14 protein-coding genes are annotated in these 21,121 nt (G+C 35.1%); 9 read left to right on the forward strand and 5 right to left on the reverse strand.

Annotated elements, in window-relative coordinates; genetic code table 11:
• Window positions 1-50: 50 nt before the first annotated feature.
• From QZ136_RS03840 to QZ136_RS03855, 4 genes are read right to left on the reverse strand one after another with little or no spacing between them, the layout of a single operon-like run.
• Entirely contained in the window at window positions 51-896 is an 846-nt protein-coding gene (locus QZ136_RS03840; protein ID WP_291400527.1) for a glucosaminidase domain-containing protein, read from the reverse strand.
• 46 nt (window positions 897-942) lie between these two features.
• Window positions 943-1,581 carry an O-methyltransferase gene (locus tag QZ136_RS03845; protein ID WP_291400529.1) on the reverse strand — a complete coding sequence of 213 codons (639 nt, stop codon included), beginning with the start codon at window positions 1,579-1,581 and terminating at the stop codon, window positions 943-945.
• 33 nt (window positions 1,582-1,614) lie between these two features.
• Complete coding sequence (gene ruvX, locus QZ136_RS03850; RefSeq protein ID WP_291400532.1) at window positions 1,615-2,034, reverse strand: Holliday junction resolvase RuvX; 420 nt, start codon at window positions 2,032-2,034, stop codon at window positions 1,615-1,617.
• Between the two features lie 58 nt (window positions 2,035-2,092).
• Window positions 2,093-3,520, reverse strand: a complete 1,428-nt coding sequence (locus QZ136_RS03855; RefSeq protein ID WP_291400534.1) for an aminotransferase class V-fold PLP-dependent enzyme — start codon at window positions 3,518-3,520, stop codon at window positions 2,093-2,095.
• Between the two features lie 184 nt (window positions 3,521-3,704).
• On the opposite strand from QZ136_RS03855, the gene QZ136_RS03860 reads away from it, so the two are divergent.
• Genes QZ136_RS03860 through QZ136_RS03870 form a run of 3 tightly spaced genes read left to right on the forward strand, consistent with a single transcriptional unit; the run spans window position 3,705 to window position 6,676 of the window.
• The gene (locus QZ136_RS03860) at window positions 3,705-4,850 is read left to right on the forward strand and encodes a hypothetical protein (RefSeq protein ID WP_291400535.1); all 1,146 of its coding nucleotides are present in this window, start codon (window positions 3,705-3,707) and stop codon (window positions 4,848-4,850) included.
• 2 nt (window positions 4,851-4,852) lie between these two features.
• Window positions 4,853-6,199, forward strand: coding sequence for a regulatory iron-sulfur-containing complex subunit RicT (gene ricT, locus QZ136_RS03865; protein ID WP_291400537.1), 1,347 nt, complete (start codon window positions 4,853-4,855; stop codon window positions 6,197-6,199).
• A 6-nt stretch (window positions 6,200-6,205) separates the two neighbouring features.
• Window positions 6,206-6,676 (forward strand): gliding motility lipoprotein GldH, encoded by a 471-nt coding sequence (locus tag QZ136_RS03870; RefSeq protein ID WP_291400539.1) that lies wholly within the window; start codon window positions 6,206-6,208, stop codon window positions 6,674-6,676.
• Between the two features lie 173 nt (window positions 6,677-6,849).
• On the opposite strand, the gene murF is transcribed toward QZ136_RS03870, so the two are convergent.
• Complete coding sequence (murF, locus tag QZ136_RS03875; RefSeq protein WP_291400541.1) at window positions 6,850-8,151, reverse strand: UDP-N-acetylmuramoyl-tripeptide--D-alanyl-D-alanine ligase; 1,302 nt, start codon at window positions 8,149-8,151, stop codon at window positions 6,850-6,852.
• Window positions 8,152-8,364: 213 nt separating this feature from the next.
• Between murF and QZ136_RS03880 the strand changes: the two genes are divergently transcribed.
• From QZ136_RS03880 to QZ136_RS03905, 6 genes are all read left to right on the forward strand, one after another.
• On the forward strand, window positions 8,365-10,890 hold the full coding sequence (locus QZ136_RS03880) for a M14 family metallopeptidase (RefSeq protein WP_291400543.1): 2,526 nt from the start codon (window positions 8,365-8,367) through the stop codon (window positions 10,888-10,890).
• Window positions 10,891-11,133: 243 nt separating this feature from the next.
• On the forward strand, window positions 11,134-14,370 hold the full coding sequence (locus QZ136_RS03885) for a SusC/RagA family TonB-linked outer membrane protein (protein WP_291400545.1): 3,237 nt from the start codon (window positions 11,134-11,136) through the stop codon (window positions 14,368-14,370).
• Between the two features lie 24 nt (window positions 14,371-14,394).
• Complete coding sequence (locus QZ136_RS03890) at window positions 14,395-15,813, forward strand: SusD/RagB family nutrient-binding outer membrane lipoprotein (RefSeq protein WP_291400546.1); 1,419 nt, start codon at window positions 14,395-14,397, stop codon at window positions 15,811-15,813.
• A 34-nt stretch (window positions 15,814-15,847) separates the two neighbouring features.
• Window positions 15,848-16,783 carry a hypothetical protein gene (locus QZ136_RS03895; protein WP_291400548.1) on the forward strand — a complete coding sequence of 312 codons (936 nt, stop codon included), beginning with the start codon at window positions 15,848-15,850 and terminating at the stop codon, window positions 16,781-16,783.
• Window positions 16,784-16,898: 115 nt separating this feature from the next.
• A complete protein-coding gene (locus QZ136_RS03900; protein WP_291400550.1) occupies window positions 16,899-17,576 on the forward strand; it encodes a hypothetical protein in 678 nt (225 codons plus the stop codon).
• A 476-nt stretch (window positions 17,577-18,052) separates the two neighbouring features.
• Window positions 18,053-21,115: a SusC/RagA family TonB-linked outer membrane protein gene (locus tag QZ136_RS03905; protein ID WP_291400553.1), complete on the forward strand. Its 3,063-nt coding sequence runs from the start codon at window positions 18,053-18,055 to the stop codon at window positions 21,113-21,115.
• Window positions 21,116-21,121 lie beyond the last annotated feature (6 nt).

Genomic DNA, 21,121 nt, shown 5'->3' on the forward strand with positions numbered 1-21,121 from the left:
AAAACTAATAGATTATGAATAAACCTCAGTAAATTTTAACATTTGTTAACTTATTTAGATACCAATAATAATTGACCAGGAAATAAACTTGAGCTTTCGAGTTCATTAAGTATTTTTAATTCTTCCACACTAATCATAAATTGTTTAGAAACAGAAGTGAGTGTATCACCTGATTTCACTTCGTAAATTTTCATGGCGGTAGCTTTTTTAGTTTCTACTACGGGTTTATCCTTAGGGATGTTATTTGTAGCTTGACTAAGTACTTTTTCTTCTTTAACTACCGGAATATTTTCAATTTCTCCTTGATCAAAACGATTGAGATTATAACGCTCCACTAGACTAATTAATAGATCCGCATATTTTGGATTGGTTGCATAGCCCGCAGCTTTTAATCCGCTAGCCCATCCCCGATAATCATTTTTGTTGAGTTCAAATAAGGCTGCATAGCGCTTCCTTTTTAAAAATTCAGAATGATCACGGAATGATTCTTCAGCAGATTTATATACCCTAAAACATTCATCTTCTTTATCATCATCTTCAAAAACTTTTCCTCCCGTCCAATCGCTCGTACATTTTATACCGAAATGATTATTTGCCTCTCTTGCAAGTTTACTATTTCCGCTTCCCGATTCTAATATTCCTTGTGCTAGGGTAATACTAGCCGGAATACCATAATTTTTCATTTCGCGAATTGCAATATGTTTAAATTTATCGACATAGATTTCGGCAGAAGTTTTTGTGCTTGAGGGACTTATGGCGTTAGGCTTATCAGGACTTTTGATAGGCTCATTTGGTTTATAAACGGGATTAACAGATGCAGAATTATGCTTTTTTAATAAACCACAAGAGCTTGTAAGGACACTTAAAACGAATAAAAGGGCTAATGTATTTTTCATTTATTGAAATGCTATGAATAATGGCAATGTTAATCTATTTAAAAAATTATTTCTTTCTAACTATAAATAGTCCGTCTCTAACAGGAAGTATCAATTTTTCTACGCGTGAGTCTGAACTAACCATCTCATTAAAATTATTGATAAATGTTGTTTTCTGATCTGTTTTTTCTTGGTCTAATACCTTACCGCTCCACAATACATTATCAATGAGTATTAGTCCGCCAGACCTAACACTATCCATAATCATTTCATAATAAGTGGCATTATTTTTCTTGTCGGCATCAATAAAAACTAGGTCGAATGTTTCAGTTAAAGTCGGAATGATTTGCTTCGCATCTCCAATTTGGTATTTAATTTGGGGATCGAAATCCGACTTTTTAAAGTTTATGCGGACCATATCTTCCAATTCTTCGTTGATATCAATGGTATAAATTAGTCCATTTTTCTGCAGACCTTCTGCTAAACAAAGCGTAGCATATCCGGTAAACGTACCAATTTCAAGAATTCTTTGCGGTGAAATCATTTTACTGATCATGCTGAGTAACCTGCCTTGATAGTGACCAGAAAGCATCCTGGGCATAGAAACTTTAAGATGCGTTTCTCGATTAATATGTTTGAGTAAGTCGTTTTCAGGCTCACATGAATTTTCAAGATAGTTGCTTAGTTCTTCACTTAATAGCTCCATGGATTAAAGATAATTATTTTGATTTTCCGCTTTTTATAGTCCCAGGCTTTTTTTCTCCAAGTAACTTTGCAAAATGATAGTGGCAGATATAGTATCCAATCGCTCTTTATTTTGCCGATCAGACTTTTTAAATCCGCTTTGAGCCACTACTGCCGATGCCATTTTAGATGTAAAACGTTCATCTATTCGTTCTAGTGGTATTTCCGGAAAATTCTTGTTTAGTAAACCGATAAATCCTTTTATATGCGGTGCCGATTGTGAAGGATTTCCATTCATTTGTTTAGGCTCACCAACAATAAAAAGCTCCACCTGTTCAGTTGAAAGATATTTTTTGAGATATTCTATAATATCCTTAGGATGAACAGTATCTAGTCCCGTTGCTATAATTTGCAAGGGATCAGTAACTGCAATGCCTATGCGTTTAGTACCATAATCGAAAGCAAGAATTCGCATAGCTTAATTGTTGATGCGGTCAAATATAGGATTAAGCTATATTAAATACCTAAATTGATTATTCTAAAGCAAACTTTTCACAAAGTGATATCGTTTCTTTCACATGCTCAAATGTAGTTCTGGGATTTATTAGGCACATTCTTAAAACTACCTGCCCATTTAAAATGGTGGTTACAAGCAAGGCTTCTCCGGAGGACATCATTTTAGCAGATATTTTTTGATTGATGGCATCTAGTTTTTTCTCAGACAATTTCTCGGATACCGGATTGTATCTAAAATTGATGATAGCCAGTGTTGCTGGTGAAACAACCTCCCATTTATTACTTTTTCTTAAATCAGCTTCCACTTCCTCGGCGAGTTTAATGCTATAATCAATCGCCTTTCTGAAAGCTTGGAGTCCGAAGGTTTTAATTGACATATAAAACTTTAAGGCTCTAAAATTCCTGGTCAGTTCGATGCCATGATCATAAAAGTTTATTTCTGATTGGTTGCCTTCAATATCCCTCAGGTAAACTGGTTTTTCGGTAAAAGTACTTTTTAGCCAAGTATGATTTTGGACTAAAAGACATCCAATTTCATAGGGTTGGAAGAGCCATTTATGAGGATCAACGGTTAGCGAGTCGGCTTTTTCGATGCCCTTGAGGATTTTTTTACCATTTTTAGCAAGCATTGCTGCTGCGCCGTAGGCTCCATCTACGTGAAGCCAAATATTTTCAGTTTTACAGATTTTTGCTAAGTCTTCAAGCGGATCTACGGTACCAGTATTGGTGGTTCCCGAAGATGCGATTAAACAAAAGGGCTGTAAACCTTCGATTTTATCTTTGGCAATTGCATTCTTTAGTTTATTTATTGAAAACTTAAACTCAATATCGGTGGGAATGATTCTCACTTGCTCTTTTTTAAAGCCAAGAATATTTATTGCTTTAATATTGGATGAATGAGCTTGATCTGATAGATAAATGATTGCTTTAGAAAAATCTTCACCACATTTTACTTTTCTTGCAGTGGCTAAGGCAGTTAAATTTGCCATGGATCCACCGCTCGTGAAAATGCCACCACCTTTTTTTACTGGGAAATTAAAGAGTTTTAACAACCAGTTTAGGGTACTGATTTCTATTCCGGCAGCAGCTGGTGAACCTACCCATCCACCGGCAAAAATATTAAATCCTGTGGCTAATGCATCCGACATTACACTGATATAATTGCTTGGTCCGGGTACAAAAGCATAGGCCTTTGGATGAGTCATGACATTACTGTTGGTCATCACATTTTCCAGAACAAATTGAAGAACATCATCCGGAGCCATTGGCTTTTCTGGTGCATCTTCCATGAATAGGGCATCAATTTCTTTTCTACTGGCTGTTGCTACAGGAAGTTTTTGATCTTGGCTTTCAAAATGATTAACAATTGCATCAACTACCTTATAACCAAAGTCTTGCATCTCTTTTCTAGAAAGAGTTAATTTTTCAGTTTTATCTGTTTTCAAACGAATTTTATAATTGGTTTACAAAATTAAGCTTTTTTAGAGGCATGCAGAGCTAAAATTTAATATATCGATCAAATGCCCATGAAAGGATGTTTTTTGAATTTTATTTATCGTAATAGCTTTTTTGAATTTTTCATATAGAATCAGATTCGATCAAAAAGCATAATTTTTCTTATTTTGCACGATGCTGTTTCGAGAGATAATAGGTCAGAAAGAAGTTAAGGAACAATTGATTCAATCGGTTAGAGAAAACCGGGTGAGTCATGCGCAATTATTTCTGGGTCCTGATGGTTCCGGAAATTTTGCATTGGCGCTGGCTTATGCGCAATTTATTTCTTGTACCGACCGTCAAGAGGCGGATAGTTGCGGTGAGTGTCCATCTTGCAGAAAGTATGGCAAGCTTATTCATCCCGACTTACATTTTTCATATCCGTTTTTTGTAAGTAAAGACAAAGAAACTTCATTAGCTGATATAGAAGAATGGCGTAGTATGCTCATAAATAATCCTTATTTTGATTTAGATGAGTGGAGAGATCGTTTAGATGCTGAAAATAAACAGCCCAATATTAACACAAAAGAGTGTTTATATATTCTGCAAAGATTATCCTTAAAGCCTTTCGAATCGGAGTTTAAAACCATGATCATTTGGCTTCCTGAATATTTAAAAAATGAGGGAAACAGATTGTTAAAAACATTGGAGGAGCCGGCTGAGAAGACATTAATTATTTTAGTGGCTAAAAATCAAGACCAGATATTAAATACCATTTTATCTAGAACGCAGCTCGTTAAAATTCCGGCTTTAAGCAAGCAAGATATTGTTGATTATCTTGTTCAAAATAAAAATTTACCTGAAGCTCAGGCTAGTCGTATCGCTTATTTAAGCGATGGGAATTTGCAAACCGCTTTAAATTTGTTGAAAGAGGAGGAAAGCGATGATTTTAAGATCTTTTCTTCCTGGATGCGCATGACCTTCGGCGATAAAGGAAGCCAGATTTTTGAATTTGTTGAATCGGCCTCTAAAATGGGTCGTGAAAATCAAAAGAACCTTATTCAATATGGCGTAAACCTAATTAGGGAGTGTATCATGATTATTTCGGGTGCTGAAGAGTTGGTGCATTTGCAAAATTCGGAAATGGACTTTGTAAAAAACTTCAGTAAACACTTGGATATTGCTCAAGCTGAGGCAATTGTAAATGAGTTGGAAAAGGCTCATTATCACATTGAACGAAATGCGAATCCTAAAATTTTATTTTTAGATGTATCTTTGCAGTTCGTAAAGATTTTAAAGTTTAATACGCTCCCTTCGGGGACTCAATATATACTGACTTAGATATGGGATGTGGAAGTTGTTCAACAGGTGGCTGTGCCCCTGCCGGATGCAAGAGTAATGGCTCTTGCTTGACCAATGGTTGTAGTAAATTAGATGTGTATGATTGGCTATCTCACATGGATATGCCCTCTAATTACAAGCCATTTAATATTATTGAAATAAAATTCAAGGGCTCTAGAAAAGAGTTCTTTCTTAATACTGATAACCTTTATCTTGAAGCTGGTGAGCTTGTTGCAGTTGAAACAACAACCGGTGGTTATGATGTTGGTCACGTTTCTTTAACTGGCGAGTTGGTTCGTATGCAGCTCAAGAAAAGAAATGTTCGAATAGAGGATGTAGTTAAAAAAATCTATCGTAAGGCTAGTCCAACAGATGTCGAAAAATGGAAGATTTCTAAAGATCTTGAGTTTGAGACTATGCATAAATCAAGAGTTTTGGCCAAAGAACTCGGATTGGCAATGAAGCTTAGTGATGTAGATTATCAAGGTGATCGTACAAAAGCTACTTTTTATTATACTGCTGAGGGTCGTGTAGATTTTAGAGAGCTTATCAAAAAGATGGCCGAAACCTTCCGAATTCGCATCGAAATGCGCCAGATTGGTATGCGTCAAGAAGCGAGTCGCTTAGGTGGAATTGGTTCTTGCGGACGTGAACTTTGCTGCTCTACATGGCTAACTGATTTTAAAACGGTTTCTACTTCTGCTGCTCGATATCAAAATTTATCCTTGAATACCTTAAAACTTGCTGGTCAGTGTGGTAAGTTGAAATGTTGTCTCAATTATGAGCTCGATACTTATATGGATGCATTGAAGGATATTCCGGATAATGTAGATCGTTTAGAAACCCAAATGGGCACCGTAAGGCATCAAAAAACTGATATTTTCAAAAAATTGATGTGGTTTAGTTATCCAAATGATGAAAATTGGATTGCTTTAGATATCGCACGAGTAAAGGAGGTTCAGAAATTAAATAAAGAGGGAATAAAGCCTGAATTCTTGAAAGAGGAGCTTCCTGAAGAGGAAAAGCCAATAGTAGCTAAAGTATTTGATTATGAAAATGTTGTTGGGCAGGATAGCTTAACTCGTTTGGATAATAAAGGCGGAAGAAACAAAAAGAATAACCGGAAGAAACCTAATAGACCCAAAGGACCAGGAAATAATCAAGCTGAGGCTGGTGTAGCGACTCAAAATGCTCGTCCAGAGGCTCGTCCAAATCCTCCAAGACCAAATCCAAGACCAAATCCAGGTGCCGAACAGCAGACTGCTGAGCGCCCTGCCGGAGCAAATAGAAATAATAAACGGAGGAAGAATAATCGCCCAAATAATAACCGAGAGCGCCCTACTGAATAAAATAGAATGAAATACTTAAAAACATCATTTTTAATTCTGTTTTCAATGATTTTGTTTTCATGTCAGGATACCCAAACTGTTGTGGATACGAATATTGAATTGAACAAACGCAATTGGTCTTATGCCCAAAAAGTTAAGGTTCCAGTTAAGATTGAGTCGGCAGATATTCCTTATAATGTATATTTTAATTTACGTCATACTGCTGATTATAAATATTCAAATATTTTTATCCTTATCCACCTTACATCGCCAAATGGAAAGAAAATCACCGAGCGAAAAGAGTTTCAATTGGCATTGCCAGATGGAGAATGGCTGGGTAGTGGTTCTGGAAATAAGTACAGCTATCAAATCAAATTTAAGGAGAACTATAAATTTCCTAAAGCCGGAACATATACTTTTGAACTCGAGCAGAACATGAGAGATAATCCATTAAATCATGTTAGCGATGCTGGAATTCGTGTTGAAAAAGCCCAATAATTATGAATGTTTTTAAGCGCTTTCTTTTAAGCCGATATTTTATCTGGTTAACAATATTTCTGATAGTTTTCTGTTTGTCATCAGTAATTTTGCTCGACTCTTCTCATCCACTTTATGTGTTTTCAATAGTTTGTGCGCCAATTTTATTCCTATTGCAGCGCTATAGAAAAAGTTTAAAGTCTATTGAGTAATATTTCAAGTTTCATTCCTCTTGAGCCTTTTAATAAGACAGTGGAACCCTCAATTGGATTTTCTTGGAGTGCTTTTTCTACATCGGCAGTGTTTTTATAAAACTCAGCTCCATTCTTTGAATGTAATTTAAAAAATTCTTCTCCAATTAATATTCTTCGATTTGCTGTGGTACTTAATGCTTTTTCAAGGATTAATTGATGTTCTTTTGCAGATTCAACACCTAGCTCAAACATATCCCCTAGGATTAAAACTTTCGATTTGGCTTCAGTATCTTCCAGATTTTCGAGGGCAACAATCATGCTGCTTGGATTGGCATTATAATAATCGCAAATGATGGTATTTTTTTCTGTTTTTAAAATTTGTGATCTATAATTAACTGGTTTGTAATCACTTATTCCTTTGTTGATTTGCTCCGGACTTAATTTAAAAAATGCGCCGAAACAGATAGCAGCAGCGATATTTTCAAAATTATAGGTGCCCGGTAAATTTGAATGCGCCAGATATTGATTAGTTCCCTCTACTTTCCATTCAACACTTAAAAATGGAGAAGTGTTTTTTAATTTTACAGACAGAAAATTAGAGTTGTCTTGACCATAAGAAATGATATTTTTAACCTTCCTTTCTTGAGCCATATTTTTGAGAGTAGTATTGTCATTATTGATAAAAACTATCCCATTATTATCAGAGAGGTATTGGTACAGCTCCCCTTTGCCAATTTTGACACCTTCTAATCCGCCAAAACCTTCTAAATGAGCCTTCCCAACATTTGTAATCATTCCATGGCTTGGTTGCGAAATGCTTGATAAAAACTCAATTTCCTTTTGATGGTTTGCTCCCATTTCAATAATGGCAATTTCGCAATCATTGCTCACTGATAATAAGCTTAACGGTACTCCGATGTGATTATTGAGATTACCTTCTGTGGCAAAGGTTTTAAATTTTTGAGATAAAACAGAATTGAGTAATTCCTTGCTAGTAGTTTTCCCATTAGAACCTGTGATGCCAATTACGGGTATTTTTAAATGTTTTCTATGTAATCGAGCAAGGTTTTGAAGGCTTTCTAACACATCAGGAACAAGGATAAATTGCTCATTAAAAGCATATTCTGCCTGATCAACTATTGCGAAGGCCGCTCCACTTTCAATTGCCTGAAGGGCAAATTTATTTCCATTGAAATTATCACCTTTGAGTCCGAAAAAGAGACAAGAATCAGTGATTTTTCTGGTATCTGTACAAACAATTGGGTGTTTTAAGTAAACCTGGTATAATTGCTCAGTTGTCATATTATATTAATATTTACAATATTAAGATTTTTGTTGGTCAAGGAGAAGAAATTGGCAATTAGACTTTTTCATTCGTAGATTAGATGCCGTATGCTTAGTTTTGAAATCGAATTGCGATTTCTTTGAATTTTCAGAGATTGTGATTTCAAGCTAACAATAATATACGAAAAATAAATTTAATTGACGCTTTTTGGTGTTAAAAACGATCATAATATGAAAAAATCCTCCTTTTTAATCCTTCTTTTTTTATCTACAGTTTTTAATGTCGTAGCCCAAAAAATACAATCTCCATCTGAGTTTTTAGGTTATAAACTTGGAGATCAATTTACTCCACATCATCGTGTTGTTGATTATTATAAATATCTCAGCACTGTTTCTAAGCATATAAAATTGCAAGATTATGGTAAAACCAATGAGGGTCGTCCTTTGATTTTAGCTTATGTAGCATCCGAAAGCAATATTAATCGCTTAGAAGAAATACGTAAAAATAATTTGAGTCTTGCGGGAATTAATGAGCAAGGTTCTGCTCCTATCGCTAAAACTAAAACTGCAGATCAACCAGTTATTGTTTGGTTAAGTTATAATGTTCATGGCAATGAGTCGGTTTCCACAGAAGCCTCATTGCAAACCGTTTATGAGCTTTTAAATCCGGCAAATCAAGAGACAAAAAGCTGGTTAAATAATACTGTTGTTCTTATCGACCCCTGTTTAAATCCGGATGGAAGAGAGCGCTATGTAAATTTTTATAATCCAATAAAAAATTTGATACCAGATGCTTTACCATTTACTAGAGAGCACATGGAGCCATGGCCTGGAGGAAGAGCTAATCATTATTATTTTGATTTGAATCGCGATTGGGCATGGCAATCGCAGGTTGAGAGTCAGCAGCGTTTAGCAGTATATAATAAGTGGTTACCTCAGGTGCATGTTGATTTTCACGAGCAGGGTGTTGATGAACCCTATTATTTTGCACCGGCAGCAGAGCCCTTCCACGAGGATATCACTTCGTGGCAAAGAGAGTTTCAAACAATCATAGGAAAGAATAATGCACGTTATTTTGATGCAAAGGCATGGATGTATTTCACAAAGGAGCGTTTCGACCTTTTATATCCTTCTTATGGAGATACTTATCCAATTTATAATGGTTCGGTAGGAATGACCTTTGAGCAGGGAGGATCGGGAAGAGCAGGATTAGCGATAATCACAGCTGAGGGAGATACGCTTACTTTAAAAGATCGTATTGATCATCATTTTACCAGTGGATTATCTACTGTAGAGGCTTCTTCAAAATATGCTGATAGAGCCCTTAGTGAGTTTAGCAATTACTTTGTTAAGAGTAAGACGAGTCCGCCGGGAGAGTATAAATCTTATATCCTTCGCGGTGATAATCCTGAAAAGTTAAAAACTTTGGCTACACTTTTAAAACGCAATGGAATTGATTTTGGCTATGGAGCTTCAAAGTCGGTTCAGGCTTTTAATTATTTTACGGGTAAAAATGAATCTGTAAAGGTCAATAAAAGCGATATGGTTATTAGTGCCTATCAAGCTAAATCTGTGCTTCTTAAAGTTTTATTTGAGCCGAATACCTTTGTATCAGATTCTGCCACCTATGATATTACCGCTTGGTCTTTACCCTATGCCCATGGTATTCAAGCATTTGCAAGCAAAGAGACTTTAAGTCCTTTATTAAGTTCACCAGAAATGGAGGCTAAGATTATAAGCAAAGTAGAGAATGCTACAGCTTATGTTGCTAATTGGAATTCTGTGACTGATGTTAAGTTTTTAGGCGACTTATTAAAGAGAAACATTAAAGTTAGATTTTCTGAAATAGCTTTTGAAAGTGCTGGAAATCGCTTTGATGCGGGTTCATTGATTATTACACGAAACGGGAATCTAGCTTTGGGATCTAATTTTGAAAATGTAATCTATGATTTGGCTAAGAAGAATGGAATTGATTTAGTGCCAATGGCATCTGGATTTGTAGATAAGGGAGCTGATTTGGGTTCGGATAAGGTTAGGTTGATAAAAAAGCCAAAAGTTGTGGTAATTGGTGGAGAGGCTACTTCTTCACTTGCTTTTGGTGAGATTTGGCACTTTTTTGAGCAACAAATTAATTATCCAGTGAGTATTGTACGGTCGCAGGATCTTAATCGAATAGATTGGTCGGAGATTAATGTACTTATTTTACCATCTGGGAATTATGCAGATTTATCCAATGAAAAATTATTGCAGTGGATACGTGGTGGTGGGAAGTTAATTGCTATGGGCAATGCTGTGTCGCAATTGGCCGAAGTAAAAGGATTTGACATTAAAGTTAAGGAAGAGGCAAAGAAAGATGAGAAGGTGATGGATCCATATAAATTTATCAAACCTTATGAAAATCGTGAAAGAGAGAGTGTTTTAAGTAATACTCCTGGTGCGATTTACAAAGTGAATCTGGATAATAGTCATCCATTGGGATTTGGTTTCCCTAATTTTTATTATACCTTAAAGTTAGATGATCAGGGTTATCAATATCTAAATGAGGGCTGGAATGTGGGTGTAGTGAAAAAAGATAATTACGTGAGTGGATTTGTAGGCGCAGAGGCTAAGAAAAAAACCATTGATGGATTAATTTTTGGTGTTCAAGAATTGGGGAGTGGCTCGGTGGTTTACCTTGGGGATGATCCATTATTCCGTAGTTTTTGGGAAAGTGGTAAATTATTGTTTAGTAATGCGGTGTTCATGGTTGGGAATTAAAACTTATATTTTTTAGCTTATTCTTGAATATATACTAGTTTGATTCTTAAAATATTAAGGGAATAAACTTTTTTAAATCCGTTTTTTAAATAAAAATTAAGTCCATGATTATCAGGCACTTATGTTGTTGATCTAAAAATAATCTTCAATTTACTTTGTGGTAACAAATATGTTGCTGAAATTTACTAATTAAGTAATTCATTTATTAATTCCTCAATTTAAACAATTCAAATCTAATTAAGTATGAAAAAACTTCTACAAAGTTTGTTCTTGATGTTGTTTATAGCTTTTCAAGCTATAGCTCAGGAACGCACTGTGACTGGAACAGTAACCGACAAAATGGACGGTTTGCCTCTTCCTGGTGTGGGTGTCAAAGTTAAGGGAACCAATTTAGGTACCTCAACTGGCAGCAATGGACAATTTAGTGTTAAAGTTCCTAGCGGAAGTAACACATTAACTTTCTCATTTGTTGGTTATACTACGCAAGACGTAGTTATTCCAGCAGGTAATGTGATGAAAGTAGAGCTATCAGCAAATGCTGAAGCATTAAGTGAAGTAATTGTTACAGGTGTTTATGGTGCAAAACAAACACCTAGATCTGCAACAAACAATCTTCAAACTGTAACGGGCGACAAGTTAAATACTGTAAGAAGTACTAACATTAACAACGCTCTTGCAGGTAAGGTTGCCGGTGTACAAATTAGAAGCCAGTCGGCTGCTGCATTAGGTAGAAATACTGAAGTAAGGCTAAGAGGTGGTAATGGTTTTGGTACAGGTAATGGAGCACTTTATGTTATTGATGGTACAATTCTTCCAAATGCGGATGACTTGAACTTAGATGATATTGAAGATGTTTCAGTATTACAAGGTCCAGCAGCAGCTGCGCTTTTAGGTTCTCAAGGTGCTAATGGTGCAATTATCATTACTACTAAAAGAGGTAAAGCAAGTGCAGGTTCAGGTGTAACCTTTAATGGAGGTGTTACATTCGAAGATCCTTATGTATTACCGAACTATCAAAATTCTTATGCTGGTGGTGCTGTAGGTAGCTTAATGAAATATACTTGGAAAGCTACAGATCCAATCGAGTGGAAAGCATTAGATGGTAAGTATTACCATGATTATAGTGATGATACTTCATGGGGTCCACGTATGACTGGTCAAGAATATATTCCTTGGTATGCTTGGTATGGTGGTACAAAGTATTCGTATAAAACTACTGCTTTAGTTCCTCAACCAGATAATGCTAGAGATTATTACAATACTGGTGTTGCCTTCAATAATTCAATTAGTTATGGAACTGGAACAGATCGTTCTAATTTCAAACTTACCTATAACAATCAGGATACTAAAGGTTTAATTCCTAATAGTAAATTGTTGAAAAATACATTACAATTAGTTGGATCTTATGATATCAGCAAGAAATTTACAATTGCTTCAAACATCAATTATGTAAAGCAAGTGTTAAATGGTAATATTAATGATGAATATTCTAACTTAGGTTCTGGTGCATTCAACCAATGGTTTCATAGAAACTTGGATATGGGTATCATGAAGGAGTTAAGAGGTTTAACCACACCAGGTCTTGGTGCAGGAAATGATATTATTACTAGTTGGAATCACTTTAATCCAACATCATACAATCCTAATGATCCATTAGCTTTTGATGGAAATCACTATTGGTATAATATGTTCTCATATGCTGATTTCGAAAAGTCTATGAATCAAAGAGATCGTTTATATGGAAACATCTCTGTTACTTATAAAGTTAATAACGATTTAAGATTTTCAGCAACGTATCGTAAGCAGCAGAACACAACCTTCTCTGAAGGCAGAACATACAACATACTTGAACGTAGTGGTAGTTCTACAGGTGTTAAAGGTGCTTACAGTACAGGTAGTACATATTCAAACAGAGAGAACTACGAATTAGTTGGTACATACACCAAAAAAATCAAAGATTTTAGTGTAGATGCGAATGGTGGTTTAGATTTTTTCGTTGCTAAAAGTAATTCGAATAGCGCTAATACTAACAATGGATTATCTATCCCTGATTTGTTTACAGTAAATAATTCAATAGATGCTCCTTCAGTTGGAAATTCTCGCTCTCAAGATAAATACAGAGCATTGTTCGGAAGAGTGAGTGTAGGATACAAGAACTTTTTATTCCTTGAAGGTACTTTACGTAACGATTGGTTCTCTACACTTCCTACCAAAAACAATGACATTATGTCTAAATCTGTTGGTGCTTCATTTGTATTCACTGATTTAATACCTGCTAGTTTTAAAGGTACTTGGTTAAGTGAGGGTAAATTAAGAGCATCTTGGGGTGAGGTTCCACAATCTTTAGGTGCATATGCTTATCCAGGTGCTGCTTATGGTGTGGGTACATTGAAATGGGATGGTAACTTATTAATGAGTACTCCAGATCAGTTAGTAGACGAATCTATTTCTGGTGCTGTTCAAGCGGCAAAAGAGATTGGTATCGACTTAAAATTCTTTAACAGAAGATTATCAACTTCGGTAACCTTATGGGATAAGTCGGAAGTTGGTATTCCAAGATCAGTTTCGATTAATGCTACAAGTGGTTTAAGTTCTATCTTAACTAATATTGGTAGAATTAATAGTAAAGGATTGGAAGTTCAGTTAGGTTTAGAAGCTATCAGTATTCCAAACTTTAGATGGAACATATCAGCAACTTATTCTAATTTATTAGATAATAAAGTTGTGGAGATTAGTGATAAATATGGTATCAATAGCATTACAGCTGCTACTATTTCTTTTGGTTTACCTGGCATGGTTCATAGAACTGGACAGCAGTGGGGTGAGCTTTATGGAACTGGTATGTTGAGAAATGATGCTGGAACACCAATTTTAGATGCTAATGGATTATATCAGGTAGCTGCTGCTCCTATATCTTATGGTTTAGTTACACCTAAGCATGTGGGTGGTTTACAGAACTCTTTCAGCTTATTCAAAATGTTCGATATCAATGCGAATATTGATTATTCTATTGGTGGTAAATTTTCTTCTTTATCAAACATGTGGGGTTCTTATAGTGGTTTAACTGCGCGTACTGCAACTGTTAACGACAAGGGAATGTCTATTCGTGATGAAATTGCTGATGGTGGTGGTGTTAGAGTTGATGGTGTAAATGCTGCTGGTGAAGCAGTTACGCACTATGTACCAGCTCAAACCTATTTTGCTAATTTCTACAACAGAAAAATTTGGGATCCTTATGTATATGATTTAACATTCGTTAAACTTCGTGAGGTTGCTATTGGTTACCGTATACCAGTTAAAAAACTAGGTTTACAAAATGTTGTTCAAAATGCAACTTTCTCACTTGTAGCTAGAAATCCACTAATTATTTTTGCTAAGACGAAAGACTTTGATCCGTCTGAAGTTTCAGGTTCTGCGGGTGAGAATTCACAGTTACCAGGAACTAGAGGTTTAGGATTTAATTTAAGAGTTGGGTTTTAATTAAATTATTTAAAAAGATAAAAGATGAAAAATAAACTAATATATGGATTGGCATTTTTGATGGTTTTCGGAATGTCGAGCTGTGAGAAGCTAAGCGACTTTGGTGATACCAACGTTAATCCAGCTGCAACAACAGAGCCAAATGCTCCAGCCTTGTTAACAAATTCTTTAGCTGGTCTTGGAGGCTGGACAACTAGTCGTCAGCTAGGTTATTACTCACAGTATTTTAGTGAGACACAATATCCTTCAGTATCTTTATATGCATTGCCACAGGCTTCCTTTAGTGGAAACTATAGTGGTACGCTATATGATCTTCAGAATATTATTGGTATTACTTCTAGCAAAAACATGGCTGCTGTATCAGAAATAGTAAAGCAATTTATATTCTGGCAGATGACTGATCGTTGGGGTGATATTCCGTATTCTCAAGCATTAAAGGGAATTGAAGTGGGTAAGCCGAAATACGATAAACAAGAAGACATTTATAAGGGTATGATTAAGGCTTTGACAGATGCTGTTGCTGCTTTTGATGGTTCTCCTATTAATGGTGATATTTTGTATAATGGTAATGTTGATTCTTGGAAAAGAGCGGCCAATTCAATGAGAATGCTAATGGCTATTCAGTTATCTAAAAAGTATCCTGCTGCTGATGGCTATGCTGCCACAGAGTTTAAAGCTGCTTTAGCTGCAAACGGAGGTTATATTTCTACAAATGATCAAAACTTTAAAGTTAAGTATGCTGCGCCAAATTATAAGAGCCCAATTTGGGGTTGGTATAATGGTCGTGCAGATGATGCTGAAAGCAAAACAATGACTGATATGTTGTCAAGCTTAAGTGATGCTAGAATTAATGTTTATGGCGGTGATTCACACACTGGTGGAACTGGAACCTCTACTGTGGGCGCACCTTATGGTTTGAATGAATCAAAATCTAGAGCATTTGTTAATGCTAATGCTGGCTGGGCTCGTGTTTTGAGAGGCGACTTTAGAACAGAGGGTAGTACAGTATTTTTAATTACTGCTGCACAAGTTGCTTTAGCTAGAGCTGAGGCTGCCAATTTAGGTTGGACTACTGAGTCTGCTAGTACTGCTTATACGCAAGGTATTACTTTGTCGTTCACACAGTGGGGATTAGCAGCACCAAGTTCATCATATTTGAATGGCACTGAAGTGGCTTTAGGTACTGACAATGTTAAGAAAATTGCAACTCAACAATGGATTGCTAGTTATCCTGACGGACACATGGGATGGAATGTATGGCGTAAAACTGGTTTTCCAGTTCTAACTCCAGCTCCAGATGCAGTTAATACTTCTAAGCAGATTGTAAGAAGATTTACCTATGCAGCTGCAGAATACACTAACAACCCTGAACTTGTAAAAGAAGCGGTTGATAGATTACCTGGTGGTGATAAACAAGATTCTAAAGTTTGGTGGGATCAATAAGTTATTTTTTAACGATTAATTAAAATTTCATATTATGAAAAGAAATATTCTCAAATACTTTTTATTTGGCATTACCTTAGCTGTAGCGTTTACATCTTGCCGTAAGGATGATTTTGTAGGCGATAATGAACTTGGAGATAAAGGAAAAACTATTCTTAAGTTTGCTGAAGGTCCAAGTAAAACCTTATTGTTTGAAGCTTTTACCAATATAAAGCCAGTTAGTGGTTTTAGTTTGGTTAGAGATGTAAATAGTAGTGCTAGTTTAACTGCATCTTCTTCTGTAGAATTAGTTAAAGCTGCTGTTCCAGCTGGTTATACATTTTTACCTGATAATATATTTACTTTACAAACTGCTTCTGCAGCTAAGTATGTTAAAAGTGCAAATGGTTATACAGTAAATTTCGCGCCTGGCGTATTTGCGGCTGATTTTGAAATCAACCTTAACGGTGCATTATTAGATCCTAAATTGAAGTATGCATTAGCTTTCACAATTGGTAATACAGGTGGAGCAACAGTTACTGAATCTACTAAGAAAACCATTACTGTTTTATTTACGATTTTAAATCAATATGATGGTGTTTATCGTTTTGAACCAGTTAGTCAATTTAATAGATATACAAATGGTGTATTGAATACAGGTGATGCTCTAATGGGATCGCTTGTAGGTGTTGCAGATAGGGCATTTACTACTATTGACGGAAACACGCTTACTTGGACTCCTTTATGGGCTAATGGTGGTGGTGTTGGTGGTGTTGATAATTTCAGACTGTATGTTGATCCAGTAACTAATCAAACTACCATGACCGCTTTAGGTAATGCTACATTAAAGAATAGCCCAGGCAAGCCTAATTATTACGATCCAATTACTAGAACTTTCTACCTAAACTTTGAATGGGGTGGTGGATCAGCTCCTGGTGGAAATGGACGTGATATGAGCGTTGTTTTAAAGTATGTTGGTAAGAGACCTTAATTATTTTTAAACTTTTATTAAAAGGAGTTCCCAAAAGGAGCTCCTTTTTTTATTTAAACAATTTGCATTATGATTTTTCGTTAATTTTATAATTATAAATTAATATATTAGAATCATGAAAATCAAACATTTTACAGGCATTTTATTAATTCTATTGGCTATCATGGCTGATAATTCTTTTGCTCAATTGACCAACAGGGTAGCTGTTGATAGAAGCGGGAGTACATTAAGAGTAAAAAGTTCTACAGATGCAAGTATTATTGGTAGCCCCTACCTCGTTGATTCATGGTCAAAGGGTAATGTTAAGTTTGTAAATGCTAAGCCTGCAGATAATGTAGATCTGAAATTAGATTTGCTTGAAAATGTTTTAGTATTGAAAGGAGCTGATGGTTCTGAAAATACTTTTACTGAAAAAATAAGTGAGTTTACTTTAAATATTCAAGGAAAGGATAGATTGTTTAAATCAGGTTTTCTTGATTCAAAAAATCAATTGATTACTGCCTATTTTGAGGTTCTTTATAATGGAAAAACAAAGTTTCTTAGCAAAGAAGGGAAAATGGTTATTGAAAGTAAAGGATATAATACGAGTACTATAACCAAAAAAATAGAAAGTACTACTGAATATTATATTTCAAAAAGCAATAACTCAGTTAGTTTAGTTAAACTAAATGAAAAAGCCATATTAACTTACTTAGGTATTCCAGACTTAGGTAAATATGTAAAGGATAATCAACTTAATCTTAAAACAAGAGATGATATAATTAAGTTGCTTCAATATCATGATTCTTTATAGCTATTTAATAAGTAAAATCTCTTCTTGATGAGGGATTTACTTATTACTAGTATTCACAACAAAAAGTCTTCCCCAATAGTTCAAGCGGTTTTAAAATCGTTTATCTGATATTTTAAGCTGTCACTAAAAATTGTCAATACCAATTCTAGATTTGGGTGTCATTCATATTCAATTTGGGAGCATTTTAGGGAGGAAGATTCCTATTATTAAACCTTCAGTTTATCTACTTTTCGGTATATTTTCTACAACAAGTTAAATTCTGCTCATTTTTTAAAAATCCTTATTAAAAATTAAACACCTCATTTTCAATAAGTTAGAATTTTACTCAAAAATAATTTATAATTAACTTTGTGGTAACAAAATTGTTTCACAAATTTATTAATTATAGTGCCAATTTGTATTATTACCAATTTAAACAATTTTAAAATTAATTAAGTATGAAAAAACTTCTATAAAGTTTATTCGTATTGCTTTTTATGGCCATTAGTGCCTTGGCGCAAGATCGAATAATTACAGGAACAGTTACCTCAGCAGATGATAATATGCCTCTGCCGGGTGCAAGTATTAAAGTTAAAGGAAGCACGAGTGGTGTTTCAACAGGTGTAGATGGAACGTACACTTTAAAAGTTAGTTCTGGTGCTATTTTAGAATTCAGTTCTTTAGGATTTGTATCTCAATCTAAAAGCGTTGGAACTGCTTCAGTCATTAATGTGGCTTTAAAGACTGATTCAAAATTATTAGGTGAGGTTGTGGTAACAGGTGTGGGTATTGCTACTCAGAAAAGACTTGTGCCTATTGATGTAGCTACTTTAAATGCCAAAGATTTCCCCAAAAGTGCTACCACAAACGTTTCTCAGGCCTTACAAGGTCAAATTGCTGGTGCTCAAGTTATTCAACGTAGTGGCCAACCTGGCGCTAATGCTCAAATTATTTTAAGAGGTTATAGCAATTTATCTGGTACAACTCCTTTAATTATGATTGATGGTGTGCAATCTAGTTCTGATTTATTAACTAGTTTAGATCCAAACATTATAGAAAGAGTTGAAGTTGTAAAGGGTTCTGCAGGTGGTATGCTTTATGGTGCACAGGGTGGTAATGGTGTTATTCAAGTATTTACTAAGAAAGGATCTCAAAACAGTAAGTTAGTAATTGATGTTGCTTCTAGATATAGTAATGATAGAGTTATTGCTTTAAATGATTTAGTTGCAACTAAGCACCATTGGGTAACTGATGCTTCTGGAAATATTTTAGGTGCTGGCAGTACGCCAATTGCGCAAAATTCAATCGGTGTATGGCCAAATCCTACAGCATTACCTTTCGCAACTGATAAAACAGTTAAGAATGATAAAGCAATTTTATTACCTACCTACGATCATATTGCACAAGGTAATAGAGTGGCAGACACGTATTCAAATTCAATTAACATTAGAGGAGGAGCCAATAATTATGACTATGCTTTTGGCGCATCTCATCTTTCTCAACAAGATGTTTACAGTAACAACTTCAGTAGAACAAATTTAAACCTAAACTTCGGTATTAACCCTGTAAAGGGATTAAACTTCAGGAGTTCTACCCAGTTAATTTCTACTCAGGAGGATTTATTGTCTTCGGGCAGATTTAACCTGGTTAATTCATTACAGTGGATTGATTTTAATTGGAGAAATCCAGTTAATGGTCAAATTGTTGTTAAGCCAAGTACCCTAACAGACGGAAACAATGCTTTAGCTGAAAGAGAGGCTAGAGAGCGTTACAGTAAAACACCAAGACTTCTTCAGAACTTCAATTTAAATTATAAATTACCTAAGTTCTTAGAATTAGACTTGAAATATGCTTTAGATTCAAGAGGTGAACAGCAAAGTGACTTTTATTATAACCAAACAGGAAGGGCTCAGACTGTATTTTTTGGTTCTGATATTAATGGAAGTATAACTAAGGAATTCCAAAATTTCAGAGTTCATTATGGTAGTGCAAGTGCATATTTAAGAACAGATTTCCAGTCAGATTTCAAAATAAATATCCCACTTAAAACGACTACGCAAGTAACTTATGATGCTAGAAAGACTCAAAGCGATTATTTCTTTGCACAAGGTGTTGCTTTGCCAGCTTATGCACCATATACCTTATCAAGTGCAACTACTAGAACAGGTGGAGATAGCTATAGCGAGTCATTAATTTATGGGTTTTTAGTAAATCAAACTTTTGACTATGCTAATTTAGCGGGTGTTTCCGTTGGTTTCAGATCTGATTATTCTTCAGCTTTCGGTGGTCAAAGTAAGCCTGCTACCTTCCCTAGAGGAACTGTTTATTTTAACCCATCAGAATTCTTTACTAATAAAAATGTAATTACCAACTGGAAATTGAGAGCGGCATATGGTGCAGCGGGTATTCAGCCGGGAACTTATGATAGACAGGTTACTTTTTCTAGAGGTAATTTTGGTGAAAGTGGTTCAACATTATTTACAAGAGCAACTGCAAATAACCCTGACCTAAGAATTCAAAAAACTACTGAATTAGAAGCAGGTACTGATTTAAACTTAACTCCTTTAACTGGAAATTGGTTAAGTAATGCTGTAATTAATGCAACTTATTGGAAGAGAACTTCTGAAGATGTTCTTCAAAATGCTCCAGTAGCACCTTCAACAGGGGGTAGTGGCGCCATTGATAATTTAGTTAGCTTAAAAGGTAATGGTTTGGATTTATCAATGGACCTTACTGCTTACAAGTCTCAAAATTTTGACTGGAACTTCGGTTTTAGATGGGCAAAAACTAGAACTGAGATTACTAAAATTGCTAATAATGTGCCAATTACTAACGGTGTATTTAATATAGCTCCAGGTGGTGATATTGGTAACTTATTTATGCAAAGACCTTTATCTCGTATTGATCAATTAAAGCCAGATGGAACAAGATATATTCCTGTTGCTAACGAAGCAAATTATACTATCGTTAACGGTTATGTTGTTAATTTATCTAATTATAACGTAGTTTTAAGTGCAGCTGATGATTTAGCGGTGGTTGGAAATGTTAATCCTGACTTTACGAGCTCATTTATTAATCGTTTTAATATCTACAAGAAATTAAGTGTATCTGTACAACTTGATTGGATTAAAGGTGTTAACGTTTATAATCAAACAAGACAGTGGCTATATAGAGACAGACTACACTCAGACTTTGATAATTCTGTAAATATTGCAGGACAGGAAGGAGCTTTTGTAGCGTTTTATAACAGTCTTTATAATACAAATACGCCATTATCTCATTTTGTGGAAGACGGAAGTTATGTAAGATTAAGAGACCTTTCCATAACTTATGATTTAACAAGTGCGTTAAAACAAAAGTTTGTAAAATCTATTTCTGTTACGGCTACTGGTAGAAACTTAGCTACTTGGACTAAATATAAAGGATTAGATCCAGAGGCTACCTCTGCATTAACCAATCAAGGAGGAACAATTTCAGGATTAGGTTCTTTCACTGGAGTTGATTATTACGGAGCGCCAAACTTGAAATCATTTCAGTTTAGCATTAACGTTGGGTTTTAATTAATT

The sequence above is a fragment of the Daejeonella sp. genome (assembly GCF_017495225.1).
Taxonomy (GTDB): domain Bacteria; phylum Bacteroidota; class Bacteroidia; order Sphingobacteriales; family Sphingobacteriaceae; genus Daejeonella.